This is a genomic window from Escherichia sp. KS167_9B (assembly GCF_030295215.1).
GTDB classification, from domain to species: Bacteria; Pseudomonadota; Gammaproteobacteria; order Enterobacterales; family Enterobacteriaceae; genus Escherichia; species Escherichia coli_F.
Map to the genome: position 1 here is coordinate 451,513 of NZ_AP025754.1, position 14,932 is coordinate 466,444.

The window sequence follows — 14,932 nt, forward strand, 5'->3', positions numbered from 1 at the left end:
GGCGTTTACAGGTATACTCGCTAAAAATTATTCAGCGGGTTTGGAAACAAAGATGGCAAAACTTACCTTACAAGAGCAGTTGCTCAAAGCAGGATTAGTCACCAGCAAAAAAGCGGCGAAGGTCGAGAGAACGGCGAAAAAATCGCGCGTTCAGGCGCGTGAAGCTCGGGCGGCGGTAGAAGAAAATAAAAAGGCACAGCTTGAGCGTGATAAACAGCTTAGCGAGCAGCAAAAACAAGCGGCGTTGGCGAAAGAATATAAAGCCCAGGTGAAGCAGCTCATTGAAATGAACCGGATCACCATTGCTAATGGCGATATTGGTTTTAACTTCATTGACGGTAATCTGATTAAGAAAATCTTTGTCGATAAGCTCACGCAAGCGCAGTTGATTAATGGTCGTCTGGCGATTGCCCGCTTGTTGGTCGATAACAATAGCGAAGGTGAATACGCCATTATTCCCGCCAGCGTTGCCGATAAAATTGCTCAGCGTGATGCCAGCAGTATTGTGTTGCACAGCGCGCTCAGCGCCGAAGAGCAGGATGAAGACGATCCGTATGCCGACTTTAAAGTGCCTGATGATTTGATGTGGTAATCATCGATAAGCCGTGCACAGATGCCTGATGCGACGCTGACGCGTCTTATCATGCCTACGGCTCATGGGCGAAATGTAGGCCGGATAAGGCGTTCACGCCGCATCCGGCAGTTGTGCGCAGATGCCTGATGCGACGCTATGCGCGTCTTATCATGCCTACGGTTTATGGGCGAAATGTAGGCGGATAAGGCGTTCACGCCGCATCCGGCAGCTGTGCGCAGATGCCTGATGCGACGCTATGCGCGTCTTATCATGCCTACGGTTTATGGGCGAAATGTAGGCGGATAAGGCGTTCACGCCGCATCCGGCTGGCGTGCGCGGATGCTCAACGCATATTCAGTTTATTGGCGTGGTAGGCAATATGCTCGCCAATAAAACTGGAGACAAAATAATAGCTGTGATCATAACCCTCGTGATAACGGATTAACGTTTTGATATTCATCTCCTGGCAGATCTTTTCAAGATTTGGAGTCCGCAGCTGTTCTGCGTAAAAATCATCACTCAATCCTTGATCAACCATGATTTCCGCAACGCGTTGACCTTGTGAAATAAGGCTCACCGGATCGTAATCCATCCAGGTTTCTTTATTTTCACCAAGATACGCGGCAAAGGCTTGCTGTCCCCACGGTACTTGCGATGGGGAGACAATGGGCGAAAATGCCGAGACGCTGACATATTCATCTGGGTTACGTAACGCCAGCACCAGCGCGCCCAGGCCGCCCATTGAATGACCCGCGATTGACTTTCTTTCCGTTGCCGGAAAATGTTGCATCACTAAATCCGGCAGCTCGTTGTGGATATAATCATACATTTTGTAATGTTCATTCCACGGCGCTTGCGTTGCGTTCAGGTAAAACCCGGCACCTTGCCCGAGATCATAACGGTCGGCATCTGCGACATGACTGCCTCGCGGACTGGTGTCTGGCGCAACAACAATAATGTTGTGCTCAGCCGCGTAACGTTGCATCCCCGATTTAGTAATGAAATTCTGCTCGTTACAGGTCAGGCCCGAAAGCCAGTACAGTACCGGCAATTTTTCATTCCCGGCTTTTAGTGGGAGATAGACGCCGACATTCATTTCACATTTCAGTAATTGGGAATAATGCCGATACACATTTTGCCAGCCGCCAAAGCTGGCATGTTTTTCAATGAGTTCCATCAGTCATTATCTCATGGTTAATCCCCGGACGGCTGCCCGGGGAGAGTATTAATAACCCCGCCTGAACTGGACGGGGTAAAACCTGCGGGAAATCAGTAACGAATTACGGTTCGAATGGATTTGCCTTCATGCATCAGGTCGAAGGCGTCATTAATTTCATCCAGGCTCATGGTATGCGTGACAAACGGTTCCAGATCGATATCGCCTTTCATCGCATCTTCAACCATACCCGGTAACTGGGAACGACCTTTCACGCCGCCAAACGCGGAACCTTTCCATACGCGACCAGTGACCAACTGGAATGGACGGGTGGAGATTTCCTGACCGGAACCAGCTACCCCGATGATCACCGACTGACCCCAGCCGCGGTGCGCACTTTCCAGCGCCGCACGCATCACGTTGACGTTACCGATGCATTCAAAGGTATGGTCGATACCCCATTTGTTGATATCCAGCAGGACATCTTTAATCGGTTTGTCGTAGTCATTCGGGTTAATGCAGTCGGTAGCACCGAAGCGACGCGCCAGATCGAATTTCTTCGGGTTCGTATCGATAGCGATAATCCGTCCCGCTTTCGCCTGACGCGCGCCCTGAACCACTGCCAGACCAATCGCGCCAAGACCAAATACGGCAACAGAATCACCTGGCTGGACTTTAGCCGTGTTGTGTACCGCGCCAATACCGGTGGTCACGCCACAGCCCAGCAGGCAGACGTGTTCGTGGTTTGCTTCTGGATTAATTTTGGCCAGAGACACTTCCGCGACCACGGTGTATTCGCTGAATGTAGAGCATCCCATGTAGTGATAAAGCGGCTGCCCGTTGTAAGAAAAACGGGTGGTGCCGTCTGGCATCAGGCCTTTGCCCTGAGTCTCGCGAACTGCGACGCAGAGGTTGGTTTTGCCGGAACGACAGAACTCACACTCGCCGCACTCTGCGGTATAAAGCGGGATCACATGGTCGCCAGGTTTGACGCTGGTTACGCCTTCACCGACTTCAACCACAACGCCGGCCCCTTCGTGACCGAGAACTACCGGGAATACACCTTCCGGGTCATCGCCGGAGAGGGTAAATGCGTCGGTATGGCAAACGCCGGTATGGGTGACTTTAATCAGCACTTCACCTTTTTTCGGTGGTGCAACGTCAATTTCAACGATTTCCAGCGGTTTACCGGGAGCAAATGCAACGGCAGCACGTGATTTCATCTCTCGCTCTTCCTCAATATGGTAATAGATTCAGCTATTTAAGATAGGCACGAACCAGTTCAATAGTGTCGTCAACGGATTGGCTGACTTCGCGGCTGTAGCAGTCATTTCGGTCAAACGTTTCCCGGATATGGCTTTCAAGCACTTCTGCCATCAGCCCGTTAGCCGCGCCCCGAACGGCAGCGATCTGTTGGAGTATGGCACGGCATTCGGCATCACCCTCCAGCGACCGTTCCAGAGCATCAATTTGCCCCCGAATACGACGAACTCGAGTAAGGACCTTTTTCTTCTCTTCCGGAGTACTGGGCATTTCGCACCTCATCATCTGCACGCAATATACTATAGGGGGGTATGCTATATGTCAATGCATACCCCCCTATAGTATATAACACCTGAGAATAATTGTTGTCCGACGTCTAAACAGGTGAACGGTCCCTCAAGACAGGTTGGGACCGTTTATGTGCTATTTTTATGCCGCATCCGCTAAAACAAACATCCCGTAAGGATGGATTTCGAGGTAATAGTGCTCACCAATATCGGGCTGTAAACGGGTGGCGTTGACTTGCAATAAAATCTCCTGACCATGCCATTCTACGGTCACTTCGTACTGCGGCCCCATGTAGGCGACATGGCGAATAACACAACGCTGACTCTCTTCGCCGTGATTGCTTAAGGTGATGGCTTCCGGGCGAACGCCGACGGTGCCGCTACCTTGCGCCGGGAAATGCGCCGCGCGCGGCAGGCGATAACCGTAGATATCGACATACTCTTCGCTAAAGTTCGCCGGGAACAGGTTGGCGTCGCCCATAAAACTTGCCATAAAGCGGGAGGCGGGCTGACGATAGAGATCCTGCGGTGAACCAATCTGCATGATGTGACCTTTATTCATCACCAACACGGTGTCGGACACCGCGAAAGCTTCACTTTGATCGTGAGTCACATAGAGCGAAGTGATGTTAAATTGCTTTTGCAGCTCGCGGATTTTATCGCGCATGCTGCGACGCAGGTTGGCATCGAGGTTACTTAACGGCTCATCAAACAGCAGCACTTTAGGCTTAAGGATCAACGCACGGGCCAGAGCCACACGCTGTTGCTGACCACCGGAAATCTGGTCGACATAGCGGTCTTCGAATCCTTCCAGATCCACCATTGCTAGCGCATCTTTCACCCGCTGCTTCACTTCACTACGCGACACGCCAAGCATTTTCAGCCCATAGCCAACGTTTTCGCCCAGCGACATATGTGGGAACAGAGCGTATGACTGAAACACCATGCAGATATCGCGTTGCTGAATGGAACGATGCGTGACATCTTCGCCATCTATAAAAATTTGCCCTTCGCTCGGTTTTTCCAGCCCGGCAACCAGACGCAGAATGGTGGTTTTGCCGCATCCGGAAGGACCGAGCAGCGTCACCATTTGCCCTTGTGGGATGGTGAGATTGATATTGTCGATAACCCTATTACTGCCGAATCGTTTAGTGACGTTGCGCAGTTCCACAAAATTTTTCTGACTCATAGTGCGCTCCATTACGCCTGGTTTTTGGCTTTAGAACGGGAAATACGTGCTTCACCGATCAGCCAGTCAAAGAGGAAAATAATCGCCAGCATCACCACGATCAGAATCGAACCGTAGGCGATGGCTACGCCATATTCGCCGTCTTCTACGCGGTTAAGGATGTAGGCGGTTGCCACGCGTGTGTCCGGCGTGACGAGAAAGACGATGGCGCTGACCGTCGTGATAGCCCGCACAAAGCTGTAAATCAGGGCCGAGAGAATAGCTGGGCGTAACAACGGCAGTAAAATGTGCGTAATGGTTCGCAGGGAACCCGCACGCAGGCTAAGTGAGGCTTCATCCAGCGATTTGTCGATCTGCCCCAGACCTGCAATCCCGGCGCGAATACCCACCGGAACGTTGCGCATCACCATCGAAATAATCACAATTGCTGCCGTTCCGGTGAGATAGACCGGGGCGCTATTAAAGGCAAGAATATACGAGACACCCGCCACTGTACCCGGTACGGCAAAGCACAACATGGTGGTGAACTCTATGGTCTTTTTGCCTTTGAATTGTTGGCGCACCACCACCCAGGCGATGAGCAGGCCAAAGATAGCGGTAATGGGGGCGGCAATCCCGGCGTAGAGCAAGGTATCTAACAGTGAAGGCCACGCGCCGTCGCTCATCCCCTGACCAAATAACTTGATAAAGTTATCCAGCGTCAGGGTGTAGTCAACGCCCCAGTTCACAGTGAAGCTGCCGTAGAAAATGCTGCCATAGAGCAGGGCGTTAAAGGCAATCCATATCGCAAGTATGGCGACCACGCTCCACACCAGGGTGACCGGTAGTGGCTGGACATCGCCGCGGTAGGACTTTCCGGAAACCGTGACGTAAGAGCGTTTACCAATCCACATATACTGGACGCAGAACACCAGTAGCGAGAACAGCAGCAGGAAAGCGCCAAGGGTGCTGGCGGCCTGATAATCCAGCTGCGAGCCGGTAATGTAGAAGTAAATTTGCGTCGCCAGTACGTCGAAGTTGCCGCCAAGCACCAGTGGGTTACTGAAGTCAGCCAGTGACTGCACCACAACGATTAAAAAGGCATTGGCAAGCGCGGGCTTTAACAACGGCACAAACACACCGTTAAAGGTTTGCCAGCGGCTGGCGCGCAGGGTGTAGGAGGCTTCTTCCAGCGAGGGATGAATGGTTTTAATGGCCCCATCGAGGATCATAAAAGCCATTGGCGTAAATGCCAGGACCTGTGCCAGCCAGATCCCGGTAAAACCATACAGCCAGTTGGTGTTGGTCAGCCCAAACCACTCCACCATAAATTCCGTTATGTAGCCGGAGCGCCCCATCATGAGCGTAACGCCTAAGCCGACCACAAACGGTGGCGTGACAATTGGCAGAATGGAAAAGATGCGGCCGATTACGGCGCTGCGTTTAGCGATGCGCGTGGTATATATCGCCAGCACCAGACCGAAGAAAGTACAGCCAATACCCACCGCTATCGATAAGACGATAGAGTTGACGATCACCTGAATGATATGGGCCTGCGAGAGCACATTCATAAACGCCAGTGGGGCGAACTCTCCCGCGTCGTTGGTGAACATCGGGATAAAAATGGCGATGCTCGGCCAGACGATAAAAATGCCAATCAGCGCCACAATCGCAATCAGCGAGCCGATCACAAAGCGGTCGCCACCCAGCCATTCGAGGCGGGTTAAGGCCAGCGTCATTATCGCGCTTAATTCGATAAACAGCACGATGGCGGCGTAGCCTAAACCGCGTCCAGCCACGGTGGCGCTGATGACGATAAACGCCATACAGAGCAATGCCCAACTGGCATCAAAATAATGACGACTACGCTGTTCGCGTGTGGCCTCACGAAACGGACGAACCAGCAACAGACTCGGTAATAAATACCACAGCCAGCTGATATTAAAATGCGACCAGCCATAAGCCTCGAGGATCTCATCACTCGTGGACTCCAGCAGGCCATAATCGAGGCTCCAGCTCGGCAACAGGATAAATGCCAGCCAGCCCAGCAAAACCCAAAGGAAAATCGCATCCCGCTTTTTCACGGGATGGAGTGCAAGTGTCTGTGACATAGCAGTTCCGGTATGGTTGGCCGGGGCAGGCGTTTGTGCTGCGCCCGGCAAATGCACGCAATGCGGGTTTATTTACCCATCTTCACTTCGCTGACCCATTTATTAATCAATGCCTTACGAACATCCGTGGAACCGTATTTATCCATGTCGTAGTTGATTAATTTCAGGTCGTCGAGCTTCAGCGAATTTGGCGACGTTTCGGCGGTGGTATTGGTCAGGATCTGATAAGACTTCCCTTTCTTCCACGCCAGTTCCTGAGCTTCTTTTGATAATACCCAGTCCACAAACAGTTTGGCGTTGTCGAGGTTGCGCGCGCCTTTCAGAATGCTGACGCCGCCAATTTCGTAGCCCGTACCTTCACACGGGGAAATCAACTCCAGCGGCGCACCCTGTTCTTTTTCCAGCGAGTAGTCATGCAGGAAGCCAATACCAATCGCCGTTTCGCCGCGGGCGGCGTTACGTGCCGGGGCAATGCCTGATTTGGTGTACTGGGAGACGTTGGTGTTAAGTTGTTTTAGATAATCAAAGGCCTGATCTTCCCCCCACAGCTGCGCAAAGGTAGCCAGCGCGGTGTAGGCGGTACCGGAACTTTGTGGATCGGCAATCTGAATTTCGCCTTTATATTCAGGTTTGGTGAGATCTTTCCAGCACTTCGGCACAGGCAGGTTTTTCTCTTTCAGACGCTCTGTGTTGACGCCAAACCCGAGGATCCCCACATAAACGGCGGAGGAAAGGTTTCCTTTCACTTTTGCCGGATCGCGGAATTTTTCCATGATCTGTTCAAGGTTAGGCGATTTATATGCCTGTAACAGGCCCATCTCGCCGGCCTGCGACTGCGGGTCTAAGGTGCCGCCGTACCAGACGTCAGCCTGTGGGTTTTTCTTTTCAGCATCGACTTTTGCCAGGGTGCTACCGGAGCCGTTGCGGATAAACGAGGTTTTCACATCATATTTCTCGCCAAACGCTTTGGTTTCGGTCTCACACATTTCATTAGTGGCGCTGCAATAGACCACCAGTCGACCTTTCGCTTGTGCGGCACCCGTTAAGGTTGCCAGCGCAACAGCAGAAGCAATCAGAGTAGAGGTAAGGGGCATTTTCATTGTTTTATCCTTCGAGCGTGAGTGGTGGTGATGCCCGCCATCAGTAACGGCATCAGCAGTAAACCCATAAGTACTGCGGCGACCGAGAGTAAACTGAACATTCCTGACCAGCCGTAGCGTTCGATAACCAGCGACAACGGCCAGCCTGCCAGCGCCGCACCGAGATAGGCGAACAGGCCGAGAAATCCGGTAATTGAACCCGCCGCAGCTTTGTGTCCACATTCCACTGCCGCAAGTCCAATCAGCATTTGCGGGCCAAAGACAAAAAAGCCCACAGTAAAAAAGCACACAGCCAGAAGGGCATAGTGATGAACCGGTGCCAACCAGAGTGCAGCGACCGAAACCATCAACCCAAGGGTAAACAGCAAAATCATGGGGGCTCGCTGCCCGCTAAACAGCAAATCCGAACCCCATCCGGCAAATAACGCGCCGAGTAAGCCGCCCACTTCAAACAGCATTACCGTGGCGTTGGCGCTGAGTAGGTTGACGCCGTGGCTTTCCGTCAGCCAGATATTGCCCCAGTCGTTTAGCGCAATCCGGATCACATAAACCAGTACATAAGAGACACCCAGCAGCCAGATCATCGGATTTTGCAGCATTGTGGTTCGCAACATTTGCCACAGCCCCATCGGCGGACTTTGTTGTTCCTGACGTAATTCCAGCGGATCGTGACGCCACTGACCCACCGTCGGTAATCCCTCTTCCTGGGGTGTGCCTTTAAGCTGTAGCGTTAACCAGATCCCTAATGCCATGCTGATAATCCCCGGTGTCAGCATCGCGGCCTGCCAGCCCCACCAGTGGGCGGCAAAGGCGCTAATCAGCGGAATAATCGCTCCGCCAATGTTGATCGACATATTCCAGCAGCCCCACCAGAAACCACGTTCATTACGGGAGTACCAATGGGTCAGTAAGCGGGCACACGGTGGCCATCCCCAGCCCTGAAAAAAACCGTTCAGTGTCCAGACCACAAGCAGAAGCGTAAGTGATTCGCCAAAGGCAAACACCATGTTCAATAGCCCAGTGGCGAACAAGCCGACGCCCATAAAACCGCGTTGTCCGTGGCTGTCATGCCACAGTCCGGCGGTAAATTTCGACAATCCGTAGCTGAGATAAAACAGCGAACCCAGCAGGCCAATGTCGCCTTTATCCAGTCCGAGGTCGGTTTGCAGCGCCGGAAGGACGTAATTCACGCTTTTTCGCGTCAGATAAAATGCGGCGTAGCCAATAATCATGCACATCAGCAATCGCGGACGTAATGTCCGGTAGCATTGATTAATCTCTCTCGCTGAACGTGCGTGCATGGTCGTCTCCATGTTGCTGACTATATGAAAATGAAAGTGAAAGAGGATGAGAGAAAATCCGGGATGCCTAAGACTTTTTCCTGGTTATCCGGCGATTTGTTGCAAAAATGTGGGCAGGTTAACAATTACTCGCGTACCGTTATGTTTTTCGAGCGTTAAGTCGCCGCCCAGGGCACTGACGCGTTCACGCATCCCCTGAATGCCAAATCCGGTCATTTTCCCGCTGGCGATTCCTATACCGTTGTCGCTGACCTCCAGGTGCAATATCTCTCCCTGCTGGCGCAGAATAATCGTCACTTCGCTGGCTTCGGCGTGTTTACAGACGTTATTGAGTAACTCCTGCAATAACCGATACAGTGTAAAGCGAACCGTTTCGTTTTCTGGCGTGGTGGTTAGTTGATAGGTAAACTGGCAATGAATGCCGCGTTCACTAAAGGCAAATTCATTAATCAGATGAAGTAATGCTTCGCGGAATGTCAGTTCATCAAGCGCGGGTGGCCGCAACTGGCGCAGCAACTGGCGGGTGGAGAGATGAATGCGGCGGGCGAGTTCGTTGATTTGGCTGGCTGCGGAATGAACTTGCGCCGGATCGCGTGCCCGCGTCACCAGTTGCGACTGGATCTGAATGGCGGTAATGTTCTGACCGATTTCGTCGTGCAGCTCGCGAGCCAGGCTTTTACGCGTGTCTTCCTCGGTGTGGATCAGCTTTTCAGCCAATGCCCGCCGTGCTGCCAGTTCTGCCTCCAGTCGCTGACGGTAATGATGCAGGTTTAGCGCCAGATGTTGCTGGCGACTGATGGCAATGCCCAGGCCAATTCCCAGCAATGCCTGGGTTGCGAGAAAAATCTCCAGTTCCACCAGGTTACTAAAGCCCACGCCAATCTGGCGGGCAATAGTGATCATCATGCTGCCCAAAAGCCCCGAGAGTACGCCACCTTGCCAGCCAAATTTCCAGGCCATGACCACATTGGGTAGAAATACCACGATCAGCAGCAGGCGTTCGATTTCAGGCGACAACACCATCTGGGTGCCGATACCAATAATAAAAAATAGGCTACACCAGATGATTAAAGAGGTTCGCAAGGGGGGATTATGCGTATCGAGTCTCAGAAGCTGATAGCGATGCTGCTGGCGCAGAAACTCAAAGATGAGATAGACAAACGGCGTCAACAATACGCCGCCGGTAAATGAGGTCAGACCGGGCAGCATTATTGGGCCTGACATAAAAGGGGTTAGCATGGCTGTATTCAGCAATGAAGCTGCTGTTACTGAGGCTAACAGCAACGTCAGACGCTGCCAGTAAAGTGGAAAACGGTGCCAGACGTTTTGTGCAAGGATGGCAGGAAGCAGGCTAATAACCGGCGTTGCCAGCATGAGATAGCCGTTCAACAGTTGCTCGCTGTGCAGCCAGAACATCATCAGCAAAGGGGGGAGCACCAACGCAGGCCAGTAACGGCGAGAGAGCAAAATAAGAAGAGCGAGGTAAACTCCGTGCGGCAGAAATAACACTGCCTGTTGACCGTTATTGGTCAGATAAAAGCTGAGCGTCCACAACATCAGCCAGCCGCTTCCCCAGGCCAGCACAATAAACAGCGAAATCACCCAATGACGAAGGTTACGCGACATTAATGCCCCGCCAGCAGATGGTGATTGAGTGCAAAATGCACCAGCTCAATGGTGCTATGACAGTTCAGTTTTCCCAGCACGTTGGCGCGATGTACATGTACCGTTTTATGGCTGAGTTCGAGCTTAAAGGCGATCTCTTTGACACTGTCGCCTTTGACTAATAAATCAAACACTTCACGTTCTCGTGGGGTGAGAATTTCCAACGCCTGGGCGGGTTGCCCGCCGCCGCGTAAAGCCCGAATTGCATCGGCGCAGAGATAATGCCCGCCCATCCCGACCGAGCGCACCGCCTGCACTAACTCTTCCGGCCCACAGCGTTTGGTCAAATAGCCGCTGGCACCAGCATCCAGAGCGCTTTGTACAAAGGTTGGCGTGTCATAAATGCTAAGAATAATGGCGCGGAATTGCGGTTTTTGTGCACGCAGACGCTTAAGCAGACTGAGGCCATTTTCGTCCGGCATGGCGATATCAATGACGGCAACATTAACGTCATTATGAGTTAATGCCGACCATGCCTGCGCGGCACAACTGTACTGACCAATGACCTCCAGATCGTCTTCCAGAGAGAGTAACTGTGCGAAGCCAGAGCGCACCACCACATGGTCATCCACCAGCACAACCCTAATCATACTTTTCTTCTCTTATTATCTCATTCTCCTATCATGCATCACGGCGCGGCGCTGGCAATCTACCAGCGACAGATATGGAATGGATGTAACAAAATGGCAATAATTTGCCGGAGAGCGAACATCTGATCTGGTTTGTGAATCGGCATGCTACATTCGCCCAAGCTGCAAAATGCGTAAACTCGCTAACCATTGCCAGTTTTTTTCTAAAAACGCTTTGTTCTTAACAAGACGTTTTAATTCCTTTATCAAACTGACCCGCAACGAAATACTGCTCCCATAACAAGACAGGGGAGCAGACAATCATGGCAATTTCATCGCGTAACACACTTCTTGCCGCACTGGTATTCATCGCTTTTCAGGTGCAGGCAGTGAACGTCACCGTGGCCTATCAAACTTCCGCCGAACCGGCGAAAGTGGCTCAGGCCGATAACACCTTTGCTAAAGAGAGCGGGGCGACCGTGGACTGGCGTAAGTTTGACAGCGGGGCCAGCATCGTGCGGGCACTGGCTTCTGGCGATGTGCAAATCGGCAACCTCGGTTCCAGCCCATTAGCGGTTGCAGCCAGCCAACAGGTGCCGATTGAGGTCTTCTTGCTGGCGTCAAAACTGGGTAACTCCGAAGCGCTGGTGGTGAAGAAAACCATCAGCAAACCCGAAGATCTCATTGGCAAACGCATTGCCGTACCGTTTATCTCCACCACGCATTACAGCTTGCTGGCGGCGCTGAAACACTGGGGCATTAAACCCGGGCAAGTGGAGATTGTGAACCTGCAGCCGCCTGCGATTATCGCCGCCTGGCAGCGGGGAGACATTGATGGTGCTTATGTCTGGGCACCGGCGGTTAACGCACTGGAAAAAGACGGCAAGGTGTTGACTGATTCCGAACAGGTCGGGCAGTGGGGCGCGCCGACACTGGACGTCTGGGTCGTGCGGAAAGATTTTGCCGAGAAACATCCTGAAGTCGTGAAAGCGTTCGCTAAAAGCGCCATCGATGCTCAGCAACCGTACATTGCTAACCCAGACGCGTGGCTGAAACAGCCGGAAAACATCAGCAAACTGGCGCGTTTAAGCGGTGTGCCGGAAGGTGACGTTCCGGGGCTTGTGAAGGGGAATACCTATCTGACACCGCAGCAGCAAACGGCAGAACTGACCGGACCGGTGAATAAAGCGATCATCGATACCGCGCAGTTTTTGAAAGATCAGGGCAAAGTCCCTGCCGTGGCGAATGATTACAGCCAGTACGTGACCTCGCGCTTCGTGCAATAAAAGGAGGCGCAGATGCTGCAAATCTCTCATCTTTACGCCGATTATGGCGGCAAACCGGCGTTGGAAGATATCAACCTGACGCTGGAAAGCGGCGAGCTTCTGGTGGTTCTGGGACCGTCTGGCTGCGGCAAAACCACCTTGCTGAATCTGATTGCCGGTTTTGTGCCTTATCAGCATGGCAGCATTCAACTGGCGGGTAAGTGCATTGAGGGACCGGGCGCAGAGCGGGGCGTGGTTTTTCAGAATGAAGGGCTGTTGCCGTGGCGTAATGTGGTAGACAACGTGGCATTCGGCCTGCAACTGGCAGGTGTAGAGAAAGTACAGCGCCTGGAAATCGCGCACCAGATGCTGAAAAAAGTGGGGCTGGAAGGCGCAGAAAAACGCTATATCTGGCAGCTTTCCGGCGGTCAACGTCAGCGGGTAGGGATTGCCCGCGCGCTGGCGGCAAATCCCCAGCTGTTATTACTCGACGAACCGTTTGGTGCGCTGGACGCCTTCACCCGCGACCAGATGCAAACCCTGCTGCTGAAACTCTGGCAGGAGACGGGAAAGCAGGTGCTGTTGATTACCCACGATATAGAAGAAGCAGTGTTTATGGCAACCGAACTGGTTTTGCTGTCGCCTGGTCCAGGTCGTGTGCTGGAACGGCTGCCGCTCAACTTTGCTCGCCGCTTTGTTGCGGGAGAGTCGAGCCGCAGCATCAAGTCCGATTCACAATTCATCGCCATGCGCGAATATGTTTTAAGCCGCGTATTTGAGCAACGGGAGGCGTTCTCATGAGTGTGCTCATTAATGAAAAACTGCATTCGCATCGGCTGAAATGGCGCTGGCCGCTCTCGCGTCAGGTGACCTTAAGCATTGGCACGTTAGCGGTTTTACTCACGGTATGGTGGGCGGTGGCGGCGCTGCAACTGATTAGCCCGCTGTTTCTGCCGCCGCCGCAACAGGTACTGGCAAAACTGCTCACCATTGCCGGGCCGCAGGGATTTATGGATGCCACGCTGTGGCAGCATCTGGCAGCCAGCCTGACGCGCATTTTGCTGGCGCTACTCGCGGCGGTGTTGATCGGTATTCCGGTCGGGATCGCCATGGGGCTAAGCCCGACGGTGCGCGGCATTCTGGATCCGATAATCGAGCTTTATCGTCCGGTGCCGCCGCTGGCTTATTTGCCGCTGATGGTGATCTGGTTTGGTATTGGTGAAACCTCGAAGATCTTACTGATCTATTTAGCGATTTTTGCACCTGTGGCGATGTCGGCGCTGGCGGGGGTGAAAAGCGCGCAGCAGGTTCGCATTCGTGCCGCTCAGTCGCTGGGGGCCAGCCGCACACAGGTACTGTGGTTTGTTATTTTGCCCGGTGCGCTGCCGGAAATTCTCACTGGATTACGCATTGGTCTGGGTGTGGGCTGGTCTACCCTGGTGGCGGCGGAGTTGATTGCCGCGACGCGCGGTTTGGGTTTTATGGTCCAGTCAGCGGGTGAATTTCTCGCGACTGACGTGGTGCTGGCGGGGATCGCGGTGATTGCGATTATCGCCTTTCTTTTAGAACTGGGTCTGCGCGCGTTACAGCGCCGCCTGACGCCCTGGCATGGAGAAGTACAATGAGTGAACGTCTGAGCATTACCCCGCTGGGGCCGTATATCGGTGCACAAATTTCGGGTGCCGACCTGACGCGTCCGTTAAGCGATAATCAGTTTGAACAGCTTTACCATGCGGTACTGCGCCATCAGGTGGTATTTGTGCGTGAACAAGCCATTACACCGCAGCAGCAACGCGCGCTGGCCCAGCGTTTTGGCGAACTGCATATTCATCCTGTTTACCCTCATGCCGAAGGGGTTGACGAGATCATCGTCCTGGATACCCATAACGATAATCCGCCGGATAACGACAACTGGCACACCGATGTGACATTTATTGAAACGCCACCCGCAGGGGCGATTCTGGCGGCGAAAGAGTTACCCTCGACTGGCGGCGATACGCTCTGGACCAGCGGCATTGCGGCCTATGAGGCGCTCTCTGTTCCCTTCCGCCAGCTGTTGAGCGGGCTGCGTGCGGAGCATGATTTCCGTAAATCGTTCCCGGAATACAAATACCGCAAAACGGAGGAGGAGCATCAACGCTGGCGCGAGGCGGTCGCGAAAAATCCACCGTTACTCCATCCGGTTGTGCGAACGCATCCGGTGACCGGTAAACAGGCGCTGTTTGTGAACGAAGGTTTTACCACACGAATTGTTGATGTCAGCGAGAAAGAGAGCGAAGCCTTGTTAGGTTTTTTGTTTGCCCACATCATTAAACCGGAGTTTCAGGTGCGTTGGCGCTGGCAACCAAATGATATCGCGATTTGGGATAACCGCGTGACCCAGCACTATGCCAATGCGGATTACCTGCCACAGCGGCGGATTATGCATCGGGCGACGATTCTTGGGGATAAACCGTTTTATCGGGCGGGGTAA

The 14,932-nt window shown here is 53.0% G+C and carries 14 protein-coding genes; 5 read left to right on the forward strand and 9 right to left on the reverse strand.

The genetic code is table 11. From position 1 onward, the window contains the following. Positions 1–52: 52 nt before the first annotated feature. Positions 53–592, forward strand: coding sequence for a DUF2058 domain-containing protein (locus QUE34_RS02225; protein ID WP_032302527.1), 540 nt, complete (start codon positions 53–55; stop codon positions 590–592). 325 nt (positions 593–917) lie between these two features. Here QUE34_RS02225 and fghA read toward each other — a convergent pair whose 3' ends face one another. The 9 genes from fghA to QUE34_RS02270 all read right to left on the reverse strand — a co-directional run bounded on the left by fghA (position 918) and on the right by QUE34_RS02270 (position 11,215). Then, a complete protein-coding gene (gene fghA / locus QUE34_RS02230) occupies positions 918–1,751 on the reverse strand; it encodes an S-formylglutathione hydrolase (protein WP_032302528.1) in 834 nt (277 codons plus the stop codon). A gap of 92 nt (positions 1,752–1,843) precedes the next feature. Next, complete coding sequence (frmA, locus tag QUE34_RS02235) at positions 1,844–2,953, reverse strand: S-(hydroxymethyl)glutathione dehydrogenase (protein WP_000842102.1); 1,110 nt, start codon at positions 2,951–2,953, stop codon at positions 1,844–1,846. Positions 2,954–2,987: 34 nt separating this feature from the next. Next, positions 2,988–3,263 (reverse strand): formaldehyde-responsive transcriptional repressor FrmR, encoded by a 276-nt coding sequence (frmR, locus tag QUE34_RS02240; protein ID WP_001141271.1) that lies wholly within the window; start codon positions 3,261–3,263, stop codon positions 2,988–2,990. Between the two features lie 159 nt (positions 3,264–3,422). After that, positions 3,423–4,469 (reverse strand): ferric ABC transporter ATP-binding protein, encoded by a 1,047-nt coding sequence (gene fbpC, locus QUE34_RS02245; RefSeq protein WP_032302529.1) that lies wholly within the window; start codon positions 4,467–4,469, stop codon positions 3,423–3,425. An 11-nt stretch (positions 4,470–4,480) separates the two neighbouring features. Next, positions 4,481–6,559: an ABC transporter permease gene (locus QUE34_RS02250; RefSeq protein ID WP_032302530.1), complete on the reverse strand. Its 2,079-nt coding sequence runs from the start codon at positions 6,557–6,559 to the stop codon at positions 4,481–4,483. A 68-nt stretch (positions 6,560–6,627) separates the two neighbouring features. Continuing rightward, on the reverse strand, positions 6,628–7,659 hold the full coding sequence (locus tag QUE34_RS02255) for an ABC transporter substrate-binding protein (RefSeq protein WP_000783756.1): 1,032 nt from the start codon (positions 7,657–7,659) through the stop codon (positions 6,628–6,630). Then, on the reverse strand, positions 7,656–8,972 hold the full coding sequence (gene uhpC / locus QUE34_RS02260) for an MFS transporter family glucose-6-phosphate receptor UhpC (protein WP_077756934.1): 1,317 nt from the start codon (positions 8,970–8,972) through the stop codon (positions 7,656–7,658). The genes QUE34_RS02255 and uhpC overlap by 4 nt, the downstream gene beginning before the upstream one ends. A 72-nt stretch (positions 8,973–9,044) precedes the next feature. Next, positions 9,045–10,586 (reverse strand): MASE1 domain-containing sensor histidine kinase, encoded by a 1,542-nt coding sequence (locus QUE34_RS02265; RefSeq protein ID WP_000089295.1) that lies wholly within the window; start codon positions 10,584–10,586, stop codon positions 9,045–9,047. Next, on the reverse strand, positions 10,586–11,215 hold the full coding sequence (locus QUE34_RS02270) for a response regulator transcription factor (RefSeq protein ID WP_032183432.1): 630 nt from the start codon (positions 11,213–11,215) through the stop codon (positions 10,586–10,588). The genes QUE34_RS02265 and QUE34_RS02270 overlap by 1 nt, the downstream gene beginning before the upstream one ends. 302 nt (positions 11,216–11,517) lie before the next feature. On the opposite strand from QUE34_RS02270, the gene tauA reads away from it, so the two are divergent. The 4 genes from tauA to tauD are packed head-to-tail and all read left to right on the forward strand — an operon-like array spanning position 11,518 to position 14,932. After that, positions 11,518–12,480, forward strand: a complete 963-nt coding sequence (gene tauA, locus QUE34_RS02275; RefSeq protein ID WP_032302534.1) for a taurine ABC transporter substrate-binding protein — start codon at positions 11,518–11,520, stop codon at positions 12,478–12,480. A 12-nt stretch (positions 12,481–12,492) separates the two neighbouring features. Beyond that, positions 12,493–13,260 (forward strand): taurine ABC transporter ATP-binding subunit, encoded by a 768-nt coding sequence (gene tauB, locus QUE34_RS02280; protein WP_032302535.1) that lies wholly within the window; start codon positions 12,493–12,495, stop codon positions 13,258–13,260. After that, complete coding sequence (gene tauC, locus QUE34_RS02285; protein ID WP_032302536.1) at positions 13,257–14,084, forward strand: taurine ABC transporter permease TauC; 828 nt, start codon at positions 13,257–13,259, stop codon at positions 14,082–14,084. Before tauB ends, tauC begins: the two co-directional genes overlap by 4 nt. Continuing rightward, positions 14,081–14,932, forward strand: coding sequence for a taurine dioxygenase (gene tauD / locus QUE34_RS02290; RefSeq protein ID WP_032302537.1), 852 nt, complete (start codon positions 14,081–14,083; stop codon positions 14,930–14,932). Before tauC ends, tauD begins: the two co-directional genes overlap by 4 nt.